This window comes from Bordetella bronchiseptica, from assembly GCF_900636925.1.
GTDB classification, from domain to species: Bacteria; Pseudomonadota; Gammaproteobacteria; order Burkholderiales; family Burkholderiaceae_B; genus Bordetella; species Bordetella pertussis.
Map to the genome: position 1 here is coordinate 4,566,014 of NZ_LR134326.1, position 22,901 is coordinate 4,588,914.

The 22,901-nt window shown below is 66.7% G+C and carries 25 protein-coding genes; 19 read left to right on the forward strand and 6 right to left on the reverse strand.

What is annotated here, in order from left to right:
* Positions 1-16: 16 nt before the first annotated feature.
* The 6 genes from EL288_RS21305 to EL288_RS21330 all read left to right on the forward strand — a co-directional run bounded on the left by EL288_RS21305 (position 17) and on the right by EL288_RS21330 (position 5,239).
* Complete coding sequence (locus tag EL288_RS21305; protein WP_003807954.1) at positions 17-769, forward strand: SDR family NAD(P)-dependent oxidoreductase; 753 nt, start codon at positions 17-19, stop codon at positions 767-769.
* Between the two features lie 11 nt (positions 770-780).
* Positions 781-1,938, forward strand: a complete 1,158-nt coding sequence (locus EL288_RS21310) for an acyl-CoA dehydrogenase family protein (protein ID WP_003807953.1) — start codon at positions 781-783, stop codon at positions 1,936-1,938.
* 62 nt (positions 1,939-2,000) lie between these two features.
* Positions 2,001-2,768 (forward strand): SDR family NAD(P)-dependent oxidoreductase, encoded by a 768-nt coding sequence (locus EL288_RS21315; RefSeq protein ID WP_003807952.1) that lies wholly within the window; start codon positions 2,001-2,003, stop codon positions 2,766-2,768.
* 5 nt (positions 2,769-2,773) lie between these two features.
* On the forward strand, positions 2,774-3,565 hold the full coding sequence (locus tag EL288_RS21320) for a maleate cis-trans isomerase family protein (RefSeq protein WP_225665571.1): 792 nt from the start codon (positions 2,774-2,776) through the stop codon (positions 3,563-3,565).
* 40 nt (positions 3,566-3,605) lie between these two features.
* Positions 3,606-4,805: a thiolase family protein gene (locus EL288_RS21325; protein ID WP_003807949.1), complete on the forward strand. Its 1,200-nt coding sequence runs from the start codon at positions 3,606-3,608 to the stop codon at positions 4,803-4,805.
* Positions 4,802-5,239 (forward strand): Zn-ribbon domain-containing OB-fold protein, encoded by a 438-nt coding sequence (locus EL288_RS21330; RefSeq protein ID WP_003807947.1) that lies wholly within the window; start codon positions 4,802-4,804, stop codon positions 5,237-5,239. Before EL288_RS21325 ends, EL288_RS21330 begins: the two co-directional genes overlap by 4 nt.
* A gap of 36 nt (positions 5,240-5,275) precedes the next feature.
* Here the strand turns inward: EL288_RS21330 and EL288_RS21335 are convergent, their stop codons facing one another.
* Together EL288_RS21335 and EL288_RS21340 are read right to left on the reverse strand one after the other, a co-directional pair.
* Positions 5,276-6,019 (reverse strand): TetR/AcrR family transcriptional regulator, encoded by a 744-nt coding sequence (locus EL288_RS21335; protein WP_003807945.1) that lies wholly within the window; start codon positions 6,017-6,019, stop codon positions 5,276-5,278.
* Positions 6,000-6,260: a hypothetical protein gene (locus EL288_RS21340; protein WP_125327407.1), complete on the reverse strand. Its 261-nt coding sequence runs from the start codon at positions 6,258-6,260 to the stop codon at positions 6,000-6,002. The genes EL288_RS21335 and EL288_RS21340 overlap by 20 nt, the downstream gene beginning before the upstream one ends.
* A 38-nt stretch (positions 6,261-6,298) precedes the next feature.
* On the opposite strand from EL288_RS21340, the gene EL288_RS21345 reads away from it, so the two are divergent.
* From EL288_RS21345 to EL288_RS21380, 8 genes are read left to right on the forward strand one after another with little or no spacing between them, the layout of a single operon-like run.
* Positions 6,299-7,588 carry an ABC transporter substrate-binding protein gene (locus tag EL288_RS21345; protein WP_003807943.1) on the forward strand — a complete coding sequence of 430 codons (1,290 nt, stop codon included), beginning with the start codon at positions 6,299-6,301 and terminating at the stop codon, positions 7,586-7,588.
* 23 nt (positions 7,589-7,611) lie between these two features.
* Positions 7,612-8,487, forward strand: a complete 876-nt coding sequence (locus EL288_RS21350; protein ID WP_003807941.1) for a branched-chain amino acid ABC transporter permease — start codon at positions 7,612-7,614, stop codon at positions 8,485-8,487.
* Positions 8,488-8,503: 16 nt separating this feature from the next.
* Positions 8,504-9,541 (forward strand): branched-chain amino acid ABC transporter permease, encoded by a 1,038-nt coding sequence (locus EL288_RS21355; RefSeq protein WP_003807939.1) that lies wholly within the window; start codon positions 8,504-8,506, stop codon positions 9,539-9,541.
* A 1-nt stretch (position 9,542) separates the two neighbouring features.
* Positions 9,543-10,256: an ABC transporter ATP-binding protein gene (locus EL288_RS21360; RefSeq protein ID WP_003807937.1), complete on the forward strand. Its 714-nt coding sequence runs from the start codon at positions 9,543-9,545 to the stop codon at positions 10,254-10,256.
* Positions 10,249-10,983 carry an ABC transporter ATP-binding protein gene (locus tag EL288_RS21365; protein ID WP_003807934.1) on the forward strand — a complete coding sequence of 245 codons (735 nt, stop codon included), beginning with the start codon at positions 10,249-10,251 and terminating at the stop codon, positions 10,981-10,983. Before EL288_RS21360 ends, EL288_RS21365 begins: the two co-directional genes overlap by 8 nt.
* Before the next feature lie 2 nt (positions 10,984-10,985).
* On the forward strand, positions 10,986-11,810 hold the full coding sequence (locus EL288_RS21370) for an alpha/beta fold hydrolase (RefSeq protein WP_033452590.1): 825 nt from the start codon (positions 10,986-10,988) through the stop codon (positions 11,808-11,810).
* The gene (locus EL288_RS21375; RefSeq protein WP_003807929.1) at positions 11,811-12,053 is read left to right on the forward strand and encodes a PhlB family protein; all 243 of its coding nucleotides are present in this window, start codon (positions 11,811-11,813) and stop codon (positions 12,051-12,053) included.
* 29 nt (positions 12,054-12,082) lie between these two features.
* On the forward strand, positions 12,083-13,465 hold the full coding sequence (locus tag EL288_RS21380) for an FAD-dependent oxidoreductase (RefSeq protein WP_230591411.1): 1,383 nt from the start codon (positions 12,083-12,085) through the stop codon (positions 13,463-13,465).
* A 33-nt stretch (positions 13,466-13,498) separates the two neighbouring features.
* Here EL288_RS21380 and EL288_RS21385 read toward each other — a convergent pair whose 3' ends face one another.
* Positions 13,499-14,374 carry a LysR family transcriptional regulator gene (locus EL288_RS21385; RefSeq protein ID WP_230594863.1) on the reverse strand — a complete coding sequence of 292 codons (876 nt, stop codon included), beginning with the start codon at positions 14,372-14,374 and terminating at the stop codon, positions 13,499-13,501.
* 195 nt (positions 14,375-14,569) lie between these two features.
* Here EL288_RS21385 and EL288_RS21390 point away from each other — a divergent pair, with 195 nt between their 5' ends.
* A complete protein-coding gene (locus EL288_RS21390) occupies positions 14,570-15,871 on the forward strand; it encodes a 3-isopropylmalate dehydratase large subunit (RefSeq protein WP_230594864.1) in 1,302 nt (433 codons plus the stop codon).
* Positions 15,868-16,404 (forward strand): 3-isopropylmalate dehydratase small subunit, encoded by a 537-nt coding sequence (locus tag EL288_RS21395; RefSeq protein ID WP_003807922.1) that lies wholly within the window; start codon positions 15,868-15,870, stop codon positions 16,402-16,404. The genes EL288_RS21390 and EL288_RS21395 overlap by 4 nt, the downstream gene beginning before the upstream one ends.
* A 94-nt stretch (positions 16,405-16,498) precedes the next feature.
* Here the strand turns inward: EL288_RS21395 and EL288_RS21400 are convergent, their stop codons facing one another.
* Positions 16,499-17,479 (reverse strand): Bug family tripartite tricarboxylate transporter substrate binding protein, encoded by a 981-nt coding sequence (locus tag EL288_RS21400; protein WP_003807920.1) that lies wholly within the window; start codon positions 17,477-17,479, stop codon positions 16,499-16,501.
* Between the two features lie 117 nt (positions 17,480-17,596).
* Positions 17,597-18,763, reverse strand: coding sequence for an acyl-CoA dehydrogenase family protein (locus EL288_RS21405; protein ID WP_010925879.1), 1,167 nt, complete (start codon positions 18,761-18,763; stop codon positions 17,597-17,599).
* Between the two features lie 326 nt (positions 18,764-19,089).
* Here EL288_RS21405 and EL288_RS21410 point away from each other — a divergent pair, with 326 nt between their 5' ends.
* The 3 genes from EL288_RS21410 (at position 19,090) to EL288_RS21420 (ending at position 21,829) form a co-directional block, all read left to right on the forward strand.
* Positions 19,090-20,070 (forward strand): tripartite tricarboxylate transporter substrate binding protein, encoded by a 981-nt coding sequence (locus tag EL288_RS21410; protein ID WP_033448034.1) that lies wholly within the window; start codon positions 19,090-19,092, stop codon positions 20,068-20,070.
* Between the two features lie 52 nt (positions 20,071-20,122).
* Entirely contained in the window at positions 20,123-20,833 is a 711-nt protein-coding gene (locus EL288_RS21415) for a DUF4286 family protein (RefSeq protein ID WP_003807914.1), read from the forward strand.
* A 108-nt stretch (positions 20,834-20,941) separates the two neighbouring features.
* Positions 20,942-21,829, forward strand: a complete 888-nt coding sequence (locus EL288_RS21420) for a LysR family transcriptional regulator (protein ID WP_010925878.1) — start codon at positions 20,942-20,944, stop codon at positions 21,827-21,829.
* A 53-nt stretch (positions 21,830-21,882) separates the two neighbouring features.
* On the opposite strand, the gene EL288_RS21425 is transcribed toward EL288_RS21420, so the two are convergent.
* Entirely contained in the window at positions 21,883-22,848 is a 966-nt protein-coding gene (locus tag EL288_RS21425; RefSeq protein WP_033448037.1) for a Bug family tripartite tricarboxylate transporter substrate binding protein, read from the reverse strand.
* Positions 22,849-22,901: the final 53 nt, after the last annotated feature.

Here is a 22,901-nt window from a genome sequence, read left to right on the forward strand (position 1 = left end):
TCCTGCGGAGATTGTTTTGTTCGATTTGAGCGGAAAGACCGCCCTCGTCACCGGGGCAAGCCGTGGCATCGGCCAGAATGTCGCGCTGTGCCTGGCGCAGGCGGGCGCGAACGTCGTGCTGTGGGGACGCGACCAGGCGGAACTGGAACAGACGCGCGTACGGATCGACGAATACGGCGTCCAGTCCACCATCGACGCCTTCGACATTACCGAGGCCGAATCGGTGCGGCGCGCCACGGCCCAGGCCATCGAGCGTTTCGGCCACCTGGACGTGCTGGTCGTCAACGCCGGCGTCAATGTGCTGCGCCCCTTCCTGGACTGGACCCCGCAGCAATGGGACCACATGATCGGCGTGAACCTGGTCGGCGCGATGCACACGCTGCAGGCCGTCGGCCGGCACATGACCGAGCGCAAGCAGGGCAGCATCATCACCATGTCGTCCATCTACAGCCATGTGGGCGCGCCCGACAACAGCGTCTATTGCCTCACCAAGGGCGGCTTGCTGCAACTGACGAAAAGCCTGGCGATGGAATGGGCCCGCCACAAGGTGCGCGTCAACGCGATCTGCCCGGGCTGGATCGAGACCGACCTGACCGCGCCGTACATGCAGGACGAACAGGTGCGCGCGGCCGGGCTGAAACAGATTCCCTTGCGCCGCTTCGGCCAGCCCGCCGATATCGGTCCGATCGCCGTCTACCTGGCCTCGGACGAGGCGCAATGGACGACCGGCCAGAGTTTCGTGGTCGACGGCGGGCAGATCGCCCGCTGAGGAACCACGCCATGTCCATTGAAACCTCGAACCTGCCCGGCCTGAAGGAAGAGCACGAACTGCTGCGCTCGCAGGTGCGGCGCTTCGTCGAGCGCGAAGTCATCCCCCATGCGCAGGCGTGGGAGCACGATGGCCATACACCCCGCCCGGTGATCCGCCGCATGGGCGAGCTCGGCATGCTCGGCATGCGCTTTCCGGAAAGCTACGGCGGCGCCGACGCCGATACCGTCGCCTCGGTCGTGTTCGCCGAGGAACTGGGCCGCAGCACCTTCGGCGGCTTCGCCATCACCATCCTCACCCAGACCGATACCGCTTCGCCGCCCATCGCCGCGGTCGGCACGCCGCAGCAGAAGGCGCGCTATCTGCCCGCCATCGTCCGCGGCGAATGCCTGGTCGCCATCGCCATGACCGAGCCCGACGTGGGCTCGGATATCGCCACGCTGCGCACGCGCGCCGTGCGCGACGGCGACGAGTGGGTCCTGGACGGCGCCAAGACCTTCATCACCAACGGCGTGCATGCCGACCTTTACGTGGTGGCCGCGCGCACCGATGCGTCGGCCCGCCCCTCGCAGGGCGTCTCGCTGTTCCTGGTCGACAAGGGGACGCCCGGGCTGCGCGTGGAGCGCCGCCTGGACAAGATGGGCTGGAAAAGCTCCGACACGGCGCAATTGTCTTTCGATGGCTGCCGCGTGCCCGCTGGCGCCTTGCTGGGCGAACCGAACCGCGGTTTCGCCGCGCTGATGAGGAACGTCCAGAACGAACGCCTGGTCCTGGCGGCGCAGGCCCTGGGGGAGTCCCAGGCCGCGATCGCCCAGACGCTGGACTACACCAGGCTGCGCAAGGCCTTCGGCGCCACCCTGTGGGACAAACAGGCCATCAGGCACCGCCTGGCCATGCTGGCGGCGCGGGTCGAAAGCGCCCGCCACTTCGTCTACAGCGTCGCCGCCCTGGATGCGCGCGGCGTGGAGTGCGTCAAGGAAGTCTCGATGATCAAGGCCCTGTGCGGGGAACTGGTCAACGAAGTCATGGACGACTGCGTGCAGTTTCACGGCGCGACGGGCTACATGCAGGGCACTGCGGTCGAGCGCATGTACCGCGACGCCAGGGTGCACGCCATCGGCGGCGGCGCTACCGAGATCATGCTCGAGGAAGTGGCCAAACGGATGTAGGCGCAACACATATGGGCACAGCGTGCCGGTGCACGGAATAGCAAACCAAAAGGAGCAAGACCATGTCGCAGGACTTCAACGATAAAGTGGTGCTGTTGGGCGGGGCCTCGGGCGGGATCGGGCTGGCCGCCGCCAGGATGATGCTGGAACGCGGCGCCCGCGTCGCCTTGCACTATCGTTCCAGCGCCGACGAGCTGAACAAGATCGCCGCGCAGTACGGCGACGAACGTGTGCTGCTGGTCAAGGGCGACCTGACGCGGCGCCAGGACGTCGCGGCCATCGTCTCGGCCACCGTCGAGCGCTACGGCAAGATCGACGCATTCATGAGCACGGTGGGCACGGCGCTGCGCATCCTGCCCTTTCTCGAGACCTCGGAAGACACTGTCGACCTGACCATCGCGGTGGAGCTGCGCAGCGTGATCGACTCCGTGCGCGCGGTACTGCCGGAACTGATCCGCAACGGCGGCGGCCGCATCGTGATCATCGGCTCCGATTCGGGCAAGGTGGGCACCAGCGGCGAATCGGTCTCGGCCGCCTGCCGCGGCGGGGCCATCGCGTTCGCCAAATCGATCGCGCGCGAGTATGCCCGGCACAACGTGCTGGCCAACGTCGTTTGCCCGGGTCCGACCGACACCGGGTTGTGGGACGACCTGGTGAAGAACGACGAATTCGGGGGCAAGATCGGCAACGCCATGGTGCGGGCCATTCCCCTGCGCCGTACCGCCCGGCCGCAAGAGGTGGCCGCCGCGGCGGTCTTCCTGGTTTCGGACGAGGCATCGTTCATAACCGGGCAGGCCATCAGCGTCAGCGGCGGCCTGACCATGTGCTGACCGCCATGAACACGCCGGCCCACACATTGATGCCCTACGACGCGGCGCTGCGCAGCTTCCCCGGGCTGCTGCGCGCGCCCGAGGCGGCGCGCACGCGGCTTGGAGTGATCCTGCCCAGCGTCAATACCGTGGTCGAGCCCTGGTTCGGCCAGGCCGTCGCGGCCGACGTCCGCGTGCACGCGACCCGCATGCTGCTGGCCAGCGAAGTCACGGCCGAAGCGCTGCGGCGCATGGACCACGAGGAAGGGCTGGACGCGGCGCGGCGCATCGCCAGCTGCCGTCCGGACGCGATTGCCTACTGCTGCACGGCTTCCAGCATCGTCCAGGGGCTGGATTACGACCGGCGCCTGCGGCAATCGCTCGAGGAAGCGACCGGCAAGCCGTGCTTCACGGCCGTCGGGGCGATCATCGAGGCATTGCAGGCATGCAACGCGCGCAAGATCGCCATCGCCTCTCCGTATACCGACGCGATCGATCATGCCGAAAAGGCATTCTTCGAGGAAGCGGGCTTCCAGGTGTTGAACGCCGCCAACCTGAACATCGCCGAATCGTTCGCGCTGGCGGCGCCGGACGCGCGCCAGATGTACGAGCTGGCGCAGCGCGCCTGGCACCCCGACGCCGACGCGTTGCTGATCAGCTGCCTGAACATGCACGCCCAGGAAGTCGTCGGCCTGCTGGAACAGCAGCTGGGCCGCCCGGTCATCACCTCCACCACCGCCACGCTCTGGAAACTGTTGCGCAGCGCGGGCCGCGCAGACCGGATACCGGGCTATGGCCGCTTGCTGGCCGAGCACTGAGCGGCGGGACAACGAGCAAGGGACGAAAAGGAGCTTCGAATTGAAAGTAGGCATCGTGGGCGTAGGCCTGATTCCATGGCGGGTTCGATACGCCGACAAGACATATTATGAACTGGCCCTGGACGTGACCAAGGCGGCGCTCGAGGATGCGCGCCTGTCGCCCGGCGACGTGGATCACGTCGTCTGGGGGCTGTCCGACCTGATGGTGGCCTGGGTACGGCAATGCTGCCCGAGCACCACCATGCAGGACTACATCGGCATGGCGGGCAAGTCGTCGGTGCACGTCAGCGCCGGCGCGGTCACCGGCGCCATGTCGGTGCGGCAGGGAATGATCGAGATCATGTCCGGCATGTCGGATGTGACGCTGGTCGTAGGCTCCGGCAAGGGCATGGATCTCTGGGACCCGGAACAGAACAAGCGGTCCTCGGCGTTCCTGAAGGCCATCATGCTGGACCTGGACACCAACTGGGAAGTCCCGGTCGAACCGCTGGCGGCAGCCAACTTCGGCTTCGCCGTGCAGGCGCATATCGACCGGTACGGCGCGCCCACCGAAGCGCAGATGGCCAAGGTTTCCGTCAAGAACCACCGCAACGCGCTGGCCAACCCGCTGGCGCAAAGCGGCATGGAACTGACCGTCGACGAGGTCATGAACTCCCGGCGCATCGCCGGCCCCATCAAGATGTTCGACTGCTGCCTGTACAGCGAGGGCGCGGCGGCGCTGATCCTGGCCTCCGAGGACCGGGCGCGCGAGATCTGCGACGATCCGATCTGGATCGAGGGCGCCGGCGCGTCCAACCTGCGCAGCTACATGCCCGACTTCGACCACCTGGGACGGCTGCCCTGCCAGCAGCAATCGGCGCAGCGCGCCTATTCCATGGCGGGCATCAGCGATCCCCTCAGGCAGCTCGATTTCATCGAAACCCACGATTTGCTCAGCGGCGTCGAGCTCATGAGCTATGCCGAGCTGGGCCTGTGCGAACCGGGGCAAGGAGGCCGGCTGATCGACGAGGGCTTCACCGAGCGTAGCGGCCCCATGCCGGTCAACCCCTCCGGCGGCATGATCGGCTGCGGCCACGTGGCCGGCTGCTCGGGCATCTCCCGCGTGGGCGAAATCGTGCAGCAGCTGCGCGGCCGCGCGGGCGGCACGCAAGTACCGATCAACCAGGGGCGGGCGATCTTTTCGGCGATCGGCGGACCCGGGATTTCGCAGAGCTGCACCATCGTATTGGGGAAATCATGAACGAGACGGACATTTTCGAAGTCGAGCTCGAGGACGTCTACCGGTACCGCCTCAGTTACGGCGGGCAATCCGCCTATTTCCACGGACTGCAGAACAAGACGCTGATCGCCAGCCGCTGTTCCGGCTGCGGCTTCGTGTGGCTGCCGTTGCGCCCGATCTGCTCCAAATGCTACGCCCCCGCCAGCGAATATCCGTTGAGCGGCAAGGGCGAAGTCATCACCACGATCGTGCTGCCGCAAGCGCCGGCGCACCTGGCGCACCTGGACGCCGTGATTGCCACGGCGCTGGTGCGGCCCGACGGCGCCGACACATGCATCAAGGCGTTCATGGTGGTGGGCGAGAACGGGGCGCCGCCGGGCACGCGCGTCGAAGCGCGCTACCTTTCGAAAATCCGCACCATCGCCGATTTCTACTTCGTGCCCGAACAGGCATAGGCGGCAGGGCGCGCACCGCGCCCGCCCGCGCCAGTCTCAGGCGGCGCGGCTGCGCCGGGCGCGCTTTTTCGCCTTCGGCGCGGGGGCCTGATCGGCATCCTCGACTTCGGGCTCGCTTGCGATACGGGTGGGGCACAGCTCGCCGGCGCGGCGCAATTCCTCGTACCGGCTGGTGCCGCGCGGCAGCAGCAGGCCCATCCAGGGCGCGTGGATGGCCTGCTCCAGGTACTCGTCGAGCGTGACGATGTGGCGCAGGCGCCAGTGCTTCAGCGGCCACGCATGGGCCGCGACAATGATGCGGTAGACCAGCAGCTCTTCGTGGGTCTGGGCCAGGTAGCCCGCGCGGATGCAGTCGGTGACGCACTCGGTGATCAGCTGGTTGGTTTCCAGCTCGAGCTCTTTCATCTGCTCGATGTACTCGGGCTTGAGCGACTTCGTTTCGCGATAGGTCAGCAGCACCGCCTGCTGGTTCGCCGCGATCACGCGCGTATAGGCGTCGATGGCCCGGTACAGGCGGGCGATCGGGTCTTCGACCCCCTTCAGCGCCAAGGGCATTTCTTCCTTGTTGCGCTGGACGATGTGCTGCAACGCCAGGAACAGCAGGTCCTGCTTATCCGATACGTACTGGTACATCAGCCCGGCGCTGACGCCGGCTTCGTCGGCGATGTCCTTGACCGTGGCCGCGTGATACCCCATCCGGGAGAAGAGCTTGATTGCTGCCTTGACCAGTTGCGCGCGGCGCCTTGTCACCAGAGAGGACTCATCGACGGTGTTTTGCATTTTGATATGGAACTCCTGCAGCCGGCTCGAAGGCGCCGCTGTAACCCGAAAGCCCGGCGCCACGGCCACGGCCGGTCGCGCCAAGGCACGGACGCATTATGAACCAATGTTCATCCAAATGCCAAATTGATACCGGATTTTCTTGATCCGACGCCTTCCGTTCGGGATTTCCACTAGCTGTTTCCCCAGGATTGCCAATTGACAGGCTTTCGGCGCGGCCCAATAATGAATGAATGGTCATTCGATAACATTCCAAGAAACCACGAGAGAGGGCTCAGGATGAGAGACAAATCCCCCGACGGCCACCGGCCGGTCGACGCGCAAGTGAACCAGACACGCCGGCGCCTGACGCTGGGCACAGGCGGACTGGCCGCTGCCATGGCCTTCCCCGCCATCGTGCGGGCGCAGCCCAAGCGCATTCCGATTGCCGTCGTGGCCGGCCTGACCGGCCGCGCCGGCCCCTGGGGCATCCCGGTCAACGATGCCGTGCGGCTCGCCGTGGAGCAGATCAACGCCTCGGGCGGCATCAAATCGAAAGGCGGCGCGCAGATCGACCTGATTTCCGTCGACCATCAAAGCAATCCGCAGATGGCCGGCACGCAGACCGAGCGGGTGATCCAGGTCAACAACGTGCTGGCGGTCATCGGCAACGTCACCAGCGGCGCGACCATGGTCGGCAGCGCCGTGGCGGAAAAATCCCGTACCCCCATGGTCAGCACCGATCTCGGCGATTCGCTGACCCAGCGCGGGATGAAGTATTTCTTCCGCATCGGCGCGAAGGCCAGCCATCTGGCGGCCACCGCCGTGGACTTCTCCGAAGCCATGATCAAGGCCACCGGCACCAAGCCGCGCAAGGTTGCCACCATGGCGGACGACTCCACCTTCAGCCAGGACGCCATCCAGGGCGCCATCGCCCGCATCAAGAAGACGGATTGGGATGTCCAGGAGAACGTCTCCTTCCCGGCCGGCAAGGTCAGCGATTTCCTGCCCGTCCTGCAGCGGCTGAAACTGTCCGGCGTGGATCTCATCTTCCACGCCCTCTTCGCGCCTGACGGCATACAGATCATGCGGGCCATGAAGACGCTCAATTACGACCTCATGGCGTCGGTGCACATCGCAGGGGCGCCGTACACGCCCGAGTATGTCGAGAACCTGAAGAAGGACGCCGCGTTCGTCACCGATGCGGTGGGGTTCGTTCCCGAGCTGGTCGCCAACAACCCCCTGCTGGCCAACTACGCCAACGCCTACAAGGCCAAGTACCGCCGCGACCTGGACGATCAGGCCTCGCTCGCGGTGACATGCGTGGGCGCGCTGTACGACGCGCTGGAGCGCGCCCCGGATCTCAGCCGCGAAGCGCTGACCGAAGCCCTGCGCGCCACCGACCTCCAGGCGGGCGGAAATCCGTTCGTGCTGCGCGATGGCGTCAAGTTCGACCAGGCGGGCGACAACGTCCGGGCCAAGGGCCTGGTGATGCAGCTGCTCGACGGACAACAGCGCATCGTCTACCCGGCCGACATCGCCACGACCAAGCCGGTATGGCCGATGCCGCCCTGGTCCAAGCGCACCTGACAATCCTTTTACGCCCGATCTCCATGATGTTCCTGACTCTGTTATTGGTGGGTATCGTCAGCGGCGTGCTGGGAGGGCTGATACTGGCCCTCCTGTCCACCGGCTTCAACCTTGCCCTCGGGGTGTCCCGCGTCGTGAACTTCCAGCACGGCGCCGTGGTGCTTTGGTCGATGTACGCGGCCTACGTGCTGTGGGAGGCTACCGGCATCAATCCCTATCTCGGCCTGCTGCTGATCGTGCCGGTGGCTTTCGCCATCGGCTACTTCCTGCATCGCTGGCTGATCATCCGCTCGCTCCAGACCCCTGAAGACAGCCAGATCCTGTTCTCCATCGGACTGCTGATCGCCTTCCAGTACCTGGCCCAGTTCGTCTATTCCACGGACGCCCGCTCGCTGACCGAGGAAAGCCTGCAGCATTCCCTGATCATCGGCCCGGTCATCCTGCAATACACCCAGCTCGCCGCCGCCGCCGTCTCGCTGCTGGTGCTGGTGTTGCTGCATCTGATGCTGACCCGCACCGATCTGGGACGCAAGCTGCATGCGTGCGCCCAGAACCCCGTCGGCGCGCGGGTGGCCGGCCTGAACGTCGAGCACCTTTCGGCGGTGGCGCTGGGCATCGCGGCCGCCTGCGCGGCGGTCAGCGGCACCGCCCTGGCCACCATGGCGCCCATCTTCCCGGAACGGGCTTTCGAGTACTCGCTGGCCGCGGTGGTGGTGTCGGTGCTCGGCGGGATGGGCAGCATGAGCGGCAGCATCCTGGGCGGATTGATCGTGGGCGTCATCATCGCCGTCTCGCAGGTCACCGGCCATGGCGATCTCGCGCTCGCCATCGTCTATGCGCTGGTTTTCCTCATCTTCCTGGTCCGCCCGACGGGGCTGATCAGTGCGGTCAAACGTTGAGCACGCAGGAAAATGTATGTTCTCTAAATTGACAGACTCATTCCGGCAGCAGGGAACGACGCTCTGGTGCATCGCCGCCCTGGTGGTCGTCGCGGCGGCGGTCGCCGCCCCGTGGATGAATCCTTACTACACCCGGGTCATGACCATGGGCCTGATGTGCGGCTACCTGGCCGCCAGCTGGAACCTGATCGGCGGCTATGCGGGCCAGATGTCGCTGGGCCATGCGCTCTTCTTCGCCATCGGTTCCTATTCGGTCGCCCTGCTTGCCCGCATGCCGGACGTTCCTCTGGTCGCCGCGTTTCCCCTGGCCATCCTGGTCTCCGTCGGGCTGGCCTGGATCATCGCCACCATATGCTTTCGCTATGCGCTGCGCGGCATCTACTTCGCCGTCGGCACCCTGTTGCTGGCGGAGATCGCCCGCATCCTGGTCATCAACAGCGATGTGCTGGGACGATCGCAAGGCCTGCAGATCCCGGGCATGCAGGGCGCCCTGAACTTCAGCTTCGGCTCCGACCTGCCCTTTTTCTACATCTTCCTGGGCATATCCATTGCCCTGGCGCTGGGCAGCCTGGCGCTGGAGCGCTGCAAGCTGGGTTACGACCTCGTGGCCCTGCGCGAGCAGGAAGAAGGGGCGCAGGCATTGGGGGTGGATGTCGCCGCGATCAAGCGGCTGGCGTTCGTCCTCAGCGCCGCGCTGACCTGCGTCGGCGGCGTCATCTACGCCGGCCTGGTCAGATACGTCGAACCCGGCTACGACCTGTCGCTGTCCATCACCCTGTTCATGGTCATGGGCGCGGTGCTGGGAGGACGGGGCACCGCCCTGGGGCCGTTCCTGGGCGGCGTCGTGATGGTCATCGTCCAGGAGACGCTGATCACGGTCGGCAGCGCGTTCGGCACGACCTCCGTGTCGGCGCTGGCGCAAATGATCTACGGCCTGTTCTTCGTCGTGATCCTGCTGGTGTTCCCGCGCGGCATCGTCGGCCAGCTGCTGCATCGGCGCGTCGACCGCAAGGCCACGCGCCTTCCCGCCAGCGCAACCCCGGAGGCGTCCTGACATGCTGAACGTGGAAAACGTCAGTGTCCGGTTTGGCGGGCTGGTGGCGGTCGACAGCATATCCTTCGACACCGATACCAACCGGATACTGTGCATCATCGGCCCCAACGGCGCTGGCAAGACGACGCTTTTCAGCGTGCTGTCGGGCTTTCTGCGGCCCACGCTCGGGCAGGTCAGGTTCAACGGCCTCGACGTGTCGTCCATGCGCCCGGACCAGGTCGCGCTGGCCGGTATCGCGCGCACGTTCCAGATCGTCAGGCCGTTTCGCGACATGACGGTGCTCGACAATGTCATGGTGGGCGCCTACGCCCGCTGCTCCAGGTACGAGGAAGCGCGCGAGCGCGCCCTGCACATCATCGACGAAGTCGGCCTGCACAGGAAGCGCGACTTCCTGGCGTCATACCTGACCTTGCCGGACCTCAAGCGGCTGGAGGTCGCCAAGGCGCTCGCCACCCAGCCCTCCTACCTGCTGCTCGACGAAGTCATGGCCGGCTTGAACCTGCCCGAGCAGCACGAAGTGGCCGCCATGATCGAGAAAATCCACCAGCGCGGCGTGGGCGTGCTGCTGGTGGAACATTCGCTGGCGATCGTCCAGCGCCTGGGGCAGCACGTACTGTGCATGGATTCCGGACGCAAGATCGCCGAAGGCACGGCCAGGGACGTGATCCAGTCGGAAGCGGTCCAGGTTGCCTACATGGGAGTCAGCAATGCCTAGCCTGCTTGAAGTTTCCGGCCTGCGCGCCGGCTACGGTCTGTTCTCGGTGCTGCACGGACTGGACTTCCACGTCGCCGAACGCGAGATCGTGTCGCTGGTCGGGTCCAACGGCGCGGGCAAGACCACCACCATGCGGGCCGTCTCCGGGCTGATCGCGCCATCCGGCGGCACGATCCGCTTCGACGGCAAGGATACGACCGGCCTGTCGCCCAGCCAGATGGTGGCGCGGGGCCTGGTGTGCGTGCCGGAAGGCCGCCAGCTGTTTCCCCAGATGACCGTGCTCGACACCCTGCTGGTCGGCGTCTCCACGCCGCGCGCCAGGCAACGGCGCGACGAGAACCTGGAGCGCGTCTACCAGCTTTTCCCGAAGCTGAAGGAACGCCGCGGCCAATTGTGCGGCACGCTTTCCGGCGGCGAACAGCAGATGGTCGCCATCGGCCGGGGGTTGATGTCGGCGCCGCGCATGCTGTTGCTGGACGAACCCTCGCTGGGGCTGGCGCCCACCATCGTCAAGCAGCTTTTCCAGGCCATCGCCGGCATCCGCGAACAGGGCGTGACGGTCCTGATCGTGGAGCAGAACGTGCGCTCGGTGCTGTCCTTCGTCGACCGGGCCTATGTCATCGAGAACGGCTCGGTCGAGCTCTCGGGTTCCGCCGCGGAACTCTCCAACAATCCCAACGTGGTCAATGCCTATTTCGGCATCGGCTCGAAGGAAAGCGTGCACTGACGATGCCCTATGTCCAGCTTGACGGCCCCGGCCGCGCTACCCCGCTTTGCCTGCATTACCGGCGCTTTCCCGGGCCGGCGCACGCCACGCCGCTGGTGCTGCTGCATGAGCTGGGCGGCACACTGGAAAGCTGGGAGCCTTTCGCCCAGCGCCTTTGCCGCCGCTACGACGTCTATGCGTTCGACCAGCGTTGCGCGGGACGCTCCGAACATACCGGCCAGCCCTTCACCCTCTGGGACCTGGCCCGGGACACCATCGATTTCGTCGATGCCATGAAGATCGAAGGCCGCTTCGCCCTGATGGGCCTGGCCATGGGCGCGGTCACCGCCGCGCATGTCGCCGCCCGGCACGCCGATCGACTGCACGGCCTGGTGCTGTGCGATGGCACGCCCGCCATCGACAGGAACAGCAGCGACTATCTGCTGGGCCGCGCCGCCAAGGTACGCACCGACGGCATGCGCGTCGTGGCCGAACCCAGCTATCGCAACGCCTTCAAGGGCCTGCTCGGCCAGGCCGAGGATGACGGCTGGGACCAGTACCTGGAGCGCTTCATCTGCAATGCGCCCGTCTCCTACGCCATGCATTCCGAAGCGCTGGCCGCGTTCAGCCTGGACGACAGCGACTTCTCGCGCATCGCGGCGCCGACACTGGTGCTGACTGGCGAGCACGATTTCATCTGGCCGCCCGCAACCGGCGCCGCGCTGGCCGCGCGCATCAGCGGCGCGCGGTTCGAGGCGGTGGCGGGCGCCGCCCATTTTCCCCCGCTGCAGCGCCCCGACGCCGTGGCCGCGCGGGTCGCCTCCTTTCTCGACAGGGAAGTGTCATAAATGCAGGCCTTGCCCTTGAACATCCCCCGCTACCCCATGCTGCGCTTCGTTGCGCGGCATGGCCGCAACCTGGTCCTAGCCATCGCCATCGTGCTGCTGGCCGCCGGCGTCGCGATGCTCGCGCAGATGCCCTCGGCCATCCCGGGCGCCATCGCCATCGGCGCGGCCGTCGTCGTGTTCGTGGTCGGCCGCGCCCTGGTCGAAATGGTCGAACTGATCACCGACATGCTTCTGCCAAAATGACCCGGACGGACGCAGGCCGGCGCGAGCCTATGCGCATCGCGGTCATGGGCGGCGGCATCGCCGGCATGGTGTTCGCCGCGCGCGCGGCCGAACTCGGCGGCAAGGTCGTCGTGCTGGAACAGGGCGACGACGAACTCTACCGCTGCAATACCCGCTACACGGGCGGCGCGTTCCACCTGTGCTTTCACGACATCGACGAACCCGCCGAGACGCTGGCCACGGCCATCAAGGCTGCGACCGCGGACTTCGCCACCGACGCGCTCACCGAGGCCATCGCCGCCGACGCCCGGCACGCGGTCCGCTGGCTGCAGGGCAAGGGCATACGCCTGATGAAGGCGGGACCCGATGCCTGGCGCCAGCATTTCCTGGCGCCGCCCAGCCTGATGCAGCCGGGCCTGCACTGGCAGGGGCGCGGCGGCGACATGCTGTTGCGCACGCTGCGCCAGCGCCTGGAAGCCGACGGGGGCCGTCTCTTGCGCGGCGCGCGCGTCACCCGCCTGCTGATGGCGCAGGGCCGCTGCGCCGGCGTGGAATACGAGCGCCACGGCGCGCGCCACGCCATCGAGGCCGACCTCGTCATGCTGGCCGACGGCGGCTTCCAGGCCAACATGGACATGCTGCGCCAGTACGTCGGCCCGGCGCCCGAAAAACTGAAGCAGCGCGGCGCCGGCGTCAGCCAGGGCGACGCCATCCGCCTGGCGCAAGAGGCCGGCGCGGCCCTGGTCGGCATGGAGAACATCTACGGGCATCTGCTGTGCCAGGATGCCCTGCATGACGACCGCCTCTGGCCCTACCCCATCATGGACATGCTGGCGGGGGCGGGAATCGTGGTCGGCCAGGACGGCCGCCGCGTCATGGACGAGGGGCTGGGCGGCGTCTACATGACCAACGCGCTGGCCCGCCTGCCGGATCCGCAAGGCACGGTACTGGTTTTCGACCGCGCCATATGGGACGGTCCGGCCACCGAATTCATCCTGCCGGCCAATCCCTACCTGCCGCTGTCCGGCGGAACGGTGCAATCGGCCGACACGCTGCCGGAACTGGCCGCCAGGACCGGCGTCGATGCCGATGGGCTATCGCAGACGGTGCTGGCCTACAACGCGGCCCTGGCCCGGGGCGCGACCGCGGCGCTGGCCCCGCCGCGCAGCGCCGGCGCGGCACGGCCGATCGCGCACCCGCCCTACCATGCGGTCAGGCTGGTGCCGGGCATCACATTCACGATGGGCGGCATCGCGATCGATGGCAACGGCCAGGTGCTGCAGGCCGGCGGCGCGCCGGTTCCGGGCCTGTACGCGGCAGGCTGCTGCACCGGCGGTTTCGAAGGGGGAGCCCGCTCCGGCTATGTCGGCGGGCTGACCAAGTCGGCGACCATCGGCTGGCGGGCCGCCGCCCACGCGCTGGCGCGATCCTGACCAACCCGGGCCGGCCGCCATGCCGGCGCGGCGCTAGCCGGCGGGATGGACGTGGCGCAGGCAGCGCAGGAAGGCCGAGGCCACCGGGCTCAGCCTGGCCTGGGCCAGCGTGATGACCCCGACGTCGCGCGTGGTGCCCGGAATCGGCACCGCCGCCAGGCCGCGCATGTCCAGGCCCGTCGTCGCGCTCGACGAGGTGACGGTCACGCCCAGGCCCTTGCGCACCATGGTGATGGCGGTGGACGGTTGCTCGACCTGCACCGGCGGCGCGCAATCGGCATCCAGCTCCTGCAGCGCCTCCAGGGAGGGGCCCGGGGAGACCACCACCACGTCGTACTTTCCCAAGTGCTTCAAGGGCTGGCGCTGGCGCGCAAGCGGGTGGCCCTTGGGCGTCACGACGACCAGCTGGTCGCTGAACAGATACTGGAAGTCCAGGTCGGCATGCGCCTCGTGCAAGATGCCGACGCCCAGGTCGACCTCGCGCCGGCGCAGGGCCAGGAGAAAATTGAAATACGTGCGCTCCATCAGCTCGATCTGGATGCCGGGACGTTCGGCATGCATGCGGGCGATCGCGGTCGTGACGGCCTCGGCCGCCAGGGAAGTCAGGGTCGCGATCCTGACCCGGCCATGCTCGGCCTTGCCCGCGGCATTGGCGTATGAATAGGCCTTCTCGAGCTGGTCGAGCGAGCCCTTGATCTGCTGGTAGAAATCGCGCCCCGCGTCGGTGAGCTCGGCGCTGCGCGTGGCGCGGTCTATCAGGGCGACCCCGAGATCGCTCTCGAGCTCCCGGATCATGATGGACATGGAAGGCTGCGTGACCGCCAGGCTGTCGGCGGCATGCTTGAAGGACCCAGATTCAGCAAGAATGCGGAACGCCTTGAGTTGTCTGTACTTGATATTGTGCGACACGGTCAGCCCGCCAGTCATGCCATCCGCGCATTCTATCAAGAGCCCTGCCGCGCCGGACATAGGCGCCTGCTATGAATCGGTGCCTCGAATCAAATTGCGGGCCCGATACGGCTATGCCACGATTCCAGCGTCGGAAAGCAAGGCCGGCCTATTCCATGCCCGGAACGAGCGCGCCCGACTCAGGAGATGGCAGGCATGGGCAAGACCATGACGGAAAAGATTCTGTCGGCCGCGGCGGGCAGGAACGTGTCGCGCGGCGATTTCGGCTGGGCCAAGGTTCACGTGGTGTCGATGATCGATGCCTTGCACTTTTGCGACTGGGACTTCTTCGATCGCAACCAGGTCAAGGTGTGGGACCCATCGCGGGTGGTGTTTTCGTTCGACCACCTGGCCTACCCCGGGTTCGGCCTCGGCGTGCAGGGGCTGGGCCGCATCCGCGACTGGGCGCGACGGCATGGCGTGCCGAACGAGAACATCTTCGACATCGGGCGCAACGGCATTTCGCACCAGGTCCCCGCGGAACACGGCTGGGTCTTGCCCGGCACCGTCTACATCGGCGCCGACACGCAGGCCGCCACCCTGGGCGCATTCAACTGTTTCGCCATTCCGGCGCTTGCCGAAACGCCCTTCATCATGGCCACCGGCGACACCTGGTTCAAGGTTCCTCCGTGCGTCAGAATCCGCTTGTCCGGCCGGCTGCCCAAAGGCGTGCTGGGCAAGGACATCTACCTGCGGCTGCTGCAGGACCTGCGCGGCAAGTTGGAAGGATGCGCCATCGAATTCGACGGCCCGGGCGTGGCGACCATGCCGCTGGACGTGCGCATGGCGGTGGCCAACGGCGCGCCGCACATTGGCGCCACGACCATGATCTTCCCGTCCGACGATATCCTGCTGGATTATCTGCGGCCACGCGCGCGCGAGGCCTTCGCGCCGGTCGCCGCCGACGGCGATGCGGCCTATGACCAGGCCTATGAATACGACCTGGCGTCGTTCGAGCCCCTGATCGCCGGGCCGGACGATCCCGGGCGCATTTCCCCGTTGCGGGCCATGGCGGCGACGCGCATCCACGCCGCCTACATCGGATCCTGTTCGTCGGGCCGGCTCGAAGACCTCACGCAAGCCGCCGAGGTGCTGCGCGGCCGGAAAATCTCCCCGGACGTGCGCATGGTGGTGACGCCGATCTCCACCGAGGTGATGCTGCAGGCCGTCGAGGCGGGACTGGTCGCCGCGTTTGTCGAGGCGGGCGCCACGGTCACGGCGCCAGGCTGCGGCGCGTGCTTCTACGGCAACGCGTCGCCGCTGCATCTGGAAGACGGGGAAAACTGCATCACGGGCTCGGTCGAGAACTGGCCGGGCCGCATGGGCAGCAACAAGGCAAGCATCTACCTGGCCAATGCGGCGGTCGTGGCGGCCTCGGCATTGGCCGGGCATATCGCCGATCCGGACATGGTCCGGCCATCCAACGCTGGCGCGGCCAGCGCCAGGGAGCAGCCATGATTCTCTCGGGACGAGTGTGGAAATTCGGCGATCAGCTGCACAGCAGCCATTTCCTCTCCGGCAGGCACGATGCGCTGGGCCGGGCCGGAAAATTCGAGCAACTTTCCCGCCACATACTGGAAGACGCGAACCCCGCGTTCGTGGACCAGGTACGGCCCGGCGACCTGCTGGTGGTGGGCGCGGCATTCGGCACGGGCAAGCATCTGGACGGCCTGATCCATGCATTCAGGACCCTGGGCATCGCGGCCATCCTGGGCAAGGGTTTCTCCGCGGCGTGGGAGCGCGACAGCATCAACCTGGGCCTGCCGGCCCTGGTGTATCCCGAACTGTACGAGCACGTCCAGACCGGGGAAGAACTCCAGCTTGACTTGCGGGGCACGCTGGCCCGCAACCTGACCCGCGGCACGACGATCGCCGTACATGCCACCGACGCCGGCCTGCTCGCCTTGCTCGAGGCCGGCGGCATCGCCGCCTACACCGCACGGCGCCTGGGCATTGTCGACCGCCCCAAGGCCGGCGCGCATACGGCCTGAGGCACGGACGACGGCAAGCGGGGCGTTCGTTCCTGAACGCCCCGCTTTGTTGCGCCCCGCGATGCGGGCGCCCGGCGCCTGTCCGGCGTGCCGCTCACTCCGCCTTGATGCCCGCCAGCGCGACCAGCTTCTGATATTTGGCGAACTCGCCGGGCATGGCCGCCTTCATGCCCGCGGGGCCGACGATATCGATGTCGATGCCGTTGGCGGCGCACAACTCATTGAACTCGGCCGACCTGGCCGCGGCGGTCATGGCGTCGGCAAGTTTGCGCACGACCGGCTCCGGCGTTCCGGCGCGCACCAGGGCGAACACCGCGGTCTCGATCGCGTAGCCCGGCAAGGCCGCTTCGGCGATGGTCGGCACGTCCGGCAACAGGCGGGAGCGCTTCGGGCTGGTGACAGCCAGCGCCCTGATCCGCCCGTCCCTGATCAGCGGCAGCGGACCGGTCACGCCATTGAACCCCATGTCCACCTGCTTGCTCGCCACATCGAGAATGGCCTGCGCGGCGGATTTGTACGGCACGTGCTGGATGTCCACGCCGGCCATCGAGTTGAACAGCGCGCCGGCCAGGTGGGGCGACGCCCCCGTGCCCGACGACGAGAACGACAGCTTGCCCGGATGCGCCTTGGCCGCGGCGATCACATCGCGCACGGTGGCGTACGGCGAGTCCGCCGGCAGCAACAGCAGCGACGGCGTATGCCCGACCTTCGCCACGGGCGTGAAATCCGCCGCGGCGTCATAGGGAAGGTTGCGGTAGAGCGACGGGAAAATATAGTGCGCGGCATTGGTGAACAACACCGTGGCGCCATCCGCGGGCGCCTTGGCGACATAGTTGGTGCCGATCGTGCCGCCGCCGCCCAGCTTGTTCTCGACGACCACCGGCGAGCCCCACTGCCTGGCCATGTGGCTGGCGACGAAGCGCGCCAGGTTGTCGGTCGCCGTGCCCGGCGCGTTCATGACGATGAGATGGACGGGTTTGTCCGGATAGCCCGAGGCAGGCCCATCCGCCCCGCGCGCGATGCCCGGCGCTGCCAGGGCGGCCAATGTGGAAAGAAACGTCCGACGGTCTATCATCGCTGGCCCCCCTGTAATCGGTGAATGCATGGTAGATGCTCGGTGCATCGCCAACAAATTGATTTTGGCCGTCGATTCATAGGAAAACGGCCGGCGGCGCCGGGCGTGCCGGCGCCGTCAACCGGCCTCGCGCAGCGTCTCCTGCGCGATGATCCATTTGAACAGCGTGGATCCGCCCTGGATGATGGTCAGTCCCTTCGCATCGCGATAGCGCCGGGAGACCCCCACGCCATCCATGTATCCCATCCCGCCGAATATCTCGCTGGCGTAATGCGATGCCTTCACGGCGTTCTCGGCGCTGACGTATTTCAGGATCGCCGAATCGGCGGCGCTCAGGGTGCCCGCTTCGTAAAGCACCGCCGCACGGTCGCGCAGCAAAGTGGAAATCTGGATATCGGCAACCATCTCGGCAATCCAGCCCTGGATCAGCTGCCGCTCCGACAGCGGAACACCCCAGGTCTTGCGCTGCTTCGCGAAGTCGATAGCCTGGTCCAGGCAATACCGCTGCAGGCCGATGGCGTTGGACGCCAGGAACAGCTTGCTGTGGTATTGCGTGTCGGACTTGAACGGACTTGCCTGTCCCGCGGCGCCGCCGTTCAGGATGTGCGCCGCCGGAATGCGGCAATCCGTGAAGAACAGCTCGCGCGTGTCCGCCGCCCGCATGCCCATCTTGTGCAGTTTGGAACCGACCGTGAAACCTGGCGTACCGTGCGGGACCAGGAACAGCCCCGACTTGCGCGTCTGCTTGTCCACGATCGCCCAGACAATGACGAACTTCGCCCCCTCGAGACCGGCGGCCGTGCTGTACATCTTGTTGCCGTTGATCACCCACTCGTCGCCGTCCCGGCGGGCGAAGGTGGACATGGACGCCGCATCCGATGAGGAACTGTTCGGCTCCGTGAGCGCGGTGGCGCCGAACGCGACGCCGCGCGAAATCGGCAGCACGTATTCCTCGATCCACTGCGAGCGCTGGGGTTCGTTCGCATACCGCAGGATGTGGCGGCAGCAGGTCTGCTGGGCGGTAAAGACCGGGCCGTACGAGGAATCGTGGTAGCAGACTTCCTCGACGGCCAGGCACATGGCCAGCATGCCCGCCTCCGAACCGCCACAGTCCTGGGGAAAGTTCATGTTGATCACGCCCAGCTCGGCCAGCCTGCGCCAGGTGTCATAGGAGAACGACTCGCTCCTGTCGCATTCGTCGGCGATGGGCGCGATTTCGTTCCGCGCGAACGCGCGCACCATATCGCGGACCGCCTGCTGCTCGTCGGTGTATGTGAAATCCATTATCGGGATCCTAGATCGATTGTTCGTCGTGCCTCGTACCACTGAACCGGACTGCTCGCGGCCTGCCAAGTACGCCCGAGAACCCGCGCAGCGTCAATTTGATAATCGCGGCGGATTGATAGCCCGCGCCTCATCTCGTCGCACCGCGGCGGCGCGCGGCCCGATCCGCGGATTGGCTAAGAATGCGCCGGCAAATTCAATTTGCCGCCGACGCGGGCGCATGCCACCATTTTCATGAACCGCCATTCACCGGGACATGCGCGGGCCGGGCAACGCACCGCCGCGACACAACCAACAACCCGACCATCAATGGACAGGAGACAACCATGAACCCCACGAGACGCGCCATGCTGGCCTGCGCAGGCGCCCTGGCCGTGGCCGGCGCCGCCCCTCGGACATGGGCGCGCGACGCCTTTCCGTCCCGGCCGATGCGCATCATCGTGCCGGTCTCTCCGGGTGGATCCAACGATCTCGCGGCGCGCTTGCTCGCCCCGTCGCTTTCCCAGGCGTTGGGCCAGCCCGTGGTTGTGGAGAACAAGGCCGGCGCGGGCGGGGCGATCGGCTCCACGCTGGTCGCGCGCGCCGACCCGGATGGCTACACGGCGCTGCTGTACAGCAATTCGATCCTGACCCTGCCCGCCCTCATGAAGAATCCGGGATTCCAGGTGCAGCGCGACCTGATCCCGGTATCCATGCTGGTGAAAAGCGGCGCCGTGCTCGTGGTGGGCAACTCCGTTCCGGCAAACACGTTTCCGGAGCTCTTGAAATACATCCGGGAAAATGGCTCGGCCATCAACTACGGCTCGGGAGGCATAGGCGGATCGACGCACCTGATGGGCGAGATGTTCAACAAGATGGCCGGCACGAACATGACCCACGTCCCGTTCAAGAGCGCTGGCGAATACAACCAGGCCATCATCGCCAACCAGGTCCAGCTCGCCTTCGATGTGCTGTCGTCGGCCAAGCCGCTGGCCGATTCCGGCAGGCTGAAGATCCTGGCGGTGACCAGCAAGGAACGGGACCCCGCGCTGCCGCAAGTGCCTACCCTCGACGAGGGCGGACTGCCGGGATACGAGTACCTCGTATGGCAGGGACTGTTCCTGCCCGCCCACACGCCGCGGGATATCGTCATGAAGTGGGCCGCCGCCTGCAAGCAGGCCGTCGACACGCCCGAAGTGCGGCAGAAGTTCGCCAGCAGCGGCGTCGAGACGGTCGGTTCCACGCCCGAGGAGTTCGCCCGTGTCGTGCAACGGGATGCCCCGCTCCTCACGAAGCTGGTCGAGGCGGCGGGCGTCGCGCCCCAATGACATCCCGGCCATCCCGCCGCCACGGCCCACCGCTCCATCCCAGGTTACCGACATGAGCCTGCACGAACCGAACTCCCTGCCCCTGGCACCGCGCATTCCGTCCACCGCCGTCCTCGCCATCTGGAACGACATCGACCCGGAAATCGCGTCCGAATACGAACTCTGGTATCAGCACGATCACATCCGCGACCGGGCCGGCACGCCGGGCTTTCGCAGCGCCCGGCGCTACCAGCGCGTGGCCGGCGCAGGCCGCGAGTACTTCACCTTCTCCGATCTCGAATCGATCGAGGCAAGCCGCTCCCCCGCATACCTGGAGCGCTTGCGCAACCCGACCGAGTGGACGCGCCGCATGATGCCCCACTTCCGGCGGTTGATCCGCACGGCCTCGCACGTCAGTATCGATTGCGGCGAGGGCACGGGCGGGATTGCCGGTACGGCCGTCTTCGATACGGTCGCCGGCGACCGCCTGGCGGCGATACGAACCCTGATCCAGGCCGAGGCAGAACGGGCGGTGCGGCAAGCGGGCGTCACGCGGCTGCGCCTGTTCGAGGGCGACGCCCAGGCCACCGGCGTGCCCAACCCGGAAGCCGCGCTGCGGCCCGATCCGCCCCGCACGGCAGGCCTGGCCCTGGTGCTGGAAGGCACGTCCGGCAAGGCCGTGGCGGACCAGCTGCGGAACCTGTGCGCCATGCCCCTGCTTGCCGCGCTGCCGGAAGTCATGCCGGCCTCGATCTACCAGCTCATCTATTCCTCGCAAAGCTGAACATCGCCCTGCATATCGATGGCGTGTCCGCGCGCAAACGCAGCGGGGCGCGCCCCTGCCCGTCTGGTACCATGGCCCGGTACCACGACTACAAAGACCAAGGTCGCCATGGCGCACAACATCAAGTACCGCCAACTCAAGGCGTTCAAGATCGTGGCGGAAACCGGTTCGTTCAAGGTGGCGGCGAACAGGCTGGCCATCACCCAGCCTTCCATGTCGATCATGATCAAGGAACTGGAAGAGGACGTTGGCGTCCCCCTGATCAACCGCACGACCCGCAGCACCGAACTGACCGATGCGGGGCGGGACTTCTATGAACAGGTCAAGGGCTCGCTGGACCAGCTGGAAAAGGCCTATGCCTACGCCAAGGCCGCCGGCAAGGCCGAACACGGCAGGATCCGTATCGCCACGCTCCCCACCCTGGCGGGAAGCCTGCTGAGCACCGTCATCGCCGAGTACCGCAAGCAATATCCCAAGGTGGCCATCGAGCTCGTCGAACGCACGTACCTGGGCTTCATCCGCGCGCTGCGCCAGCAGGAGGTCGATTTCGGCATCGGCATACTGCGCAGCGAAGAGCCCGACTTCGAGTTCACGCAGCTGTGCACGGACCGCCTGGTGGTCGTCGCGCCCAAGGGCCATCCCATCACCCAGAAGCGTATCGGCGTCAAGACCATCAGCCAATACGACATCGTGATGATCAGCGTGGGCCCCCAGGCCGAAGCGCTCAGGCAGCTGGGCCTGGAGGCTTCCGCCAAGGTGCTGGTCGAGCAACCGTCCACCGCCATCGAGATCGTGCGCAAAGGGGCCAGCCTGACGGTGACCTCGTCCAGCGCGCTGGTCGGCATAGACAAGCGCGGGCTGGCCTCCGTGCCCGTTCCGGGCGCGCTGTCGTACCGCAACATCGGGCTTCTGGTCGGCAAGGACAAGAAGCTGAATCCGGCCGCGACCAAGTTCATCGAGTACGTCCAGGCCCATATCCAGGCCGGTCCGCCCTGACGCCTGGCCTGGACGGCCAGGCCGCCTGCCAGCCGCCCCGCTCCAGGCGGCGCCTACTCCGCCACGATATTGTTGGCCCGCACGATCTTCGAGAGGCGGTCTATCTCGCTCGCGATGAAGCCGTCGGCCTGGTCCGGCCCCATCCCGACCACTTCCAGCCCGGCCTCGATCAGGCGTTGCCTGATCGCCGGCTGAGCGAGCACGGCCAGCAGGTCCTGCCCCAGCTTCTGCACGACTTCGGGCGGCGTTCCGGCCGGGACGACCGCCGCTGACGGCGAGAACATGTATTTGCCCATCGGAAAGCCCTGCTCTTCCAGCGTCGGGACATCCGGCAGCAGCTGCGAGCGGCCGGTGCCGCCCACCGCCAGCACCTTCAGGCGGCCGGCCTGGATATTGCGCAGCACGGCGCCTGCCGCGTCGAACATGACGTCCACGCGGTCCGCCATGATGTCGATATGCGCCGGACCCGATCCGCGAAACGGCACTGCCAGGAAGCGGGTGCCGGTTTCCTGCTCGAAACTCTTCAGCCAGATGTTGTTCATCGTCGCGGGCCCCGCGGTGCCCGCGGTGACGTTGCCGGCATTCGCCTTGGCGTAGGCGACCAGTTCCGCGACATTGCCGGCCGGGAGATTGGGGCGCGCCAGCAACGCCATCGGCACCTTGGTGAGGATTGCCACGGCCTTGAGGTCGGTCATCGCGAAGGGAAGGTGCGCGGATAGCGAGGGCAGCGTCGAATGCTGGCCCGACACAAGGCCCACCGTATAGCCGTCGGGCGCGGCGCGCGCCACTTCCGCCGTGCCGATCACGCCATTGGCGCCGGGCTTGTTCTCCACCACGACCGGAACCTGCCAGATCTTGGCAATCGCCTCGGCGATCACACGGGCCTGCAGGTCCAGGGTTCCGCCGGTCGTGTAGGGAACGATGAAGCGCACCGGCCTGGAGGGGTAGTTCTGCGCAAGCGCCGGAATGTGGCATCCCAGCGCAAGCATGACAGCGGCGTAGCGAAAAAAACGAAGCATTGATTGTCTCCCGAATATGCCCTGGCTCTACGCTGACGCTGTTGGACGGCAGC

Coding starts and splice junctions, on each gene's coding strand:
- EL288_RS21310 (WP_003807953.1), top strand. CDS start 781: ATGTCCATTGAAACCTCGAACCTGCCCGGCCTGAAGGAAGAGCACGAA.
- EL288_RS21315 (WP_003807952.1), top strand. CDS start 2,001: ATGTCGCAGGACTTCAACGATAAAGTGGTGCTGTTGGGCGGGGCCTCG.
- EL288_RS21320 (WP_225665571.1), top strand. CDS start 2,774: ATGAACACGCCGGCCCACACATTGATGCCCTACGACGCGGCGCTGCGC.
- EL288_RS21330 (WP_003807947.1), top strand. CDS start 4,802: ATGAACGAGACGGACATTTTCGAAGTCGAGCTCGAGGACGTCTACCGG.
- EL288_RS21335 (WP_003807945.1), bottom strand. CDS start 6,019: ATGCAAAACACCGTCGATGAGTCCTCTCTGGTGACAAGGCGCCGCGCG.
- EL288_RS21340 (WP_125327407.1), bottom strand. CDS start 6,260: ATGACCATTCATTCATTATTGGGCCGCGCCGAAAGCCTGTCAATTGGC.
- EL288_RS21345 (WP_003807943.1), top strand. CDS start 6,299: ATGAGAGACAAATCCCCCGACGGCCACCGGCCGGTCGACGCGCAAGTG.
- EL288_RS21350 (WP_003807941.1), top strand. CDS start 7,612: ATGATGTTCCTGACTCTGTTATTGGTGGGTATCGTCAGCGGCGTGCTG.
- EL288_RS21355 (WP_003807939.1), top strand. CDS start 8,504: ATGTTCTCTAAATTGACAGACTCATTCCGGCAGCAGGGAACGACGCTC.
- EL288_RS21360 (WP_003807937.1), top strand. CDS start 9,543: ATGCTGAACGTGGAAAACGTCAGTGTCCGGTTTGGCGGGCTGGTGGCG.
- EL288_RS21365 (WP_003807934.1), top strand. CDS start 10,249: ATGCCTAGCCTGCTTGAAGTTTCCGGCCTGCGCGCCGGCTACGGTCTG.
- EL288_RS21370 (WP_033452590.1), top strand. CDS start 10,986: ATGCCCTATGTCCAGCTTGACGGCCCCGGCCGCGCTACCCCGCTTTGC.
- EL288_RS21375 (WP_003807929.1), top strand. CDS start 11,811: ATGCAGGCCTTGCCCTTGAACATCCCCCGCTACCCCATGCTGCGCTTC.
- EL288_RS21380 (WP_230591411.1), top strand. CDS start 12,083: ATGCGCATCGCGGTCATGGGCGGCGGCATCGCCGGCATGGTGTTCGCC.
- EL288_RS21390 (WP_230594864.1), top strand. CDS start 14,570: ATGGGCAAGACCATGACGGAAAAGATTCTGTCGGCCGCGGCGGGCAGG.
- EL288_RS21395 (WP_003807922.1), top strand. CDS start 15,868: ATGATTCTCTCGGGACGAGTGTGGAAATTCGGCGATCAGCTGCACAGC.
- EL288_RS21400 (WP_003807920.1), bottom strand. CDS start 17,479: ATGATAGACCGTCGGACGTTTCTTTCCACATTGGCCGCCCTGGCAGCG.
- EL288_RS21405 (WP_010925879.1), bottom strand. CDS start 18,763: ATGGATTTCACATACACCGACGAGCAGCAGGCGGTCCGCGATATGGTG.
- EL288_RS21410 (WP_033448034.1), top strand. CDS start 19,090: ATGAACCCCACGAGACGCGCCATGCTGGCCTGCGCAGGCGCCCTGGCC.
- EL288_RS21415 (WP_003807914.1), top strand. CDS start 20,123: ATGAGCCTGCACGAACCGAACTCCCTGCCCCTGGCACCGCGCATTCCG.
- EL288_RS21420 (WP_010925878.1), top strand. CDS start 20,942: ATGGCGCACAACATCAAGTACCGCCAACTCAAGGCGTTCAAGATCGTG.
- EL288_RS21425 (WP_033448037.1), bottom strand. CDS start 22,848: ATGCTTCGTTTTTTTCGCTACGCCGCTGTCATGCTTGCGCTGGGATGC.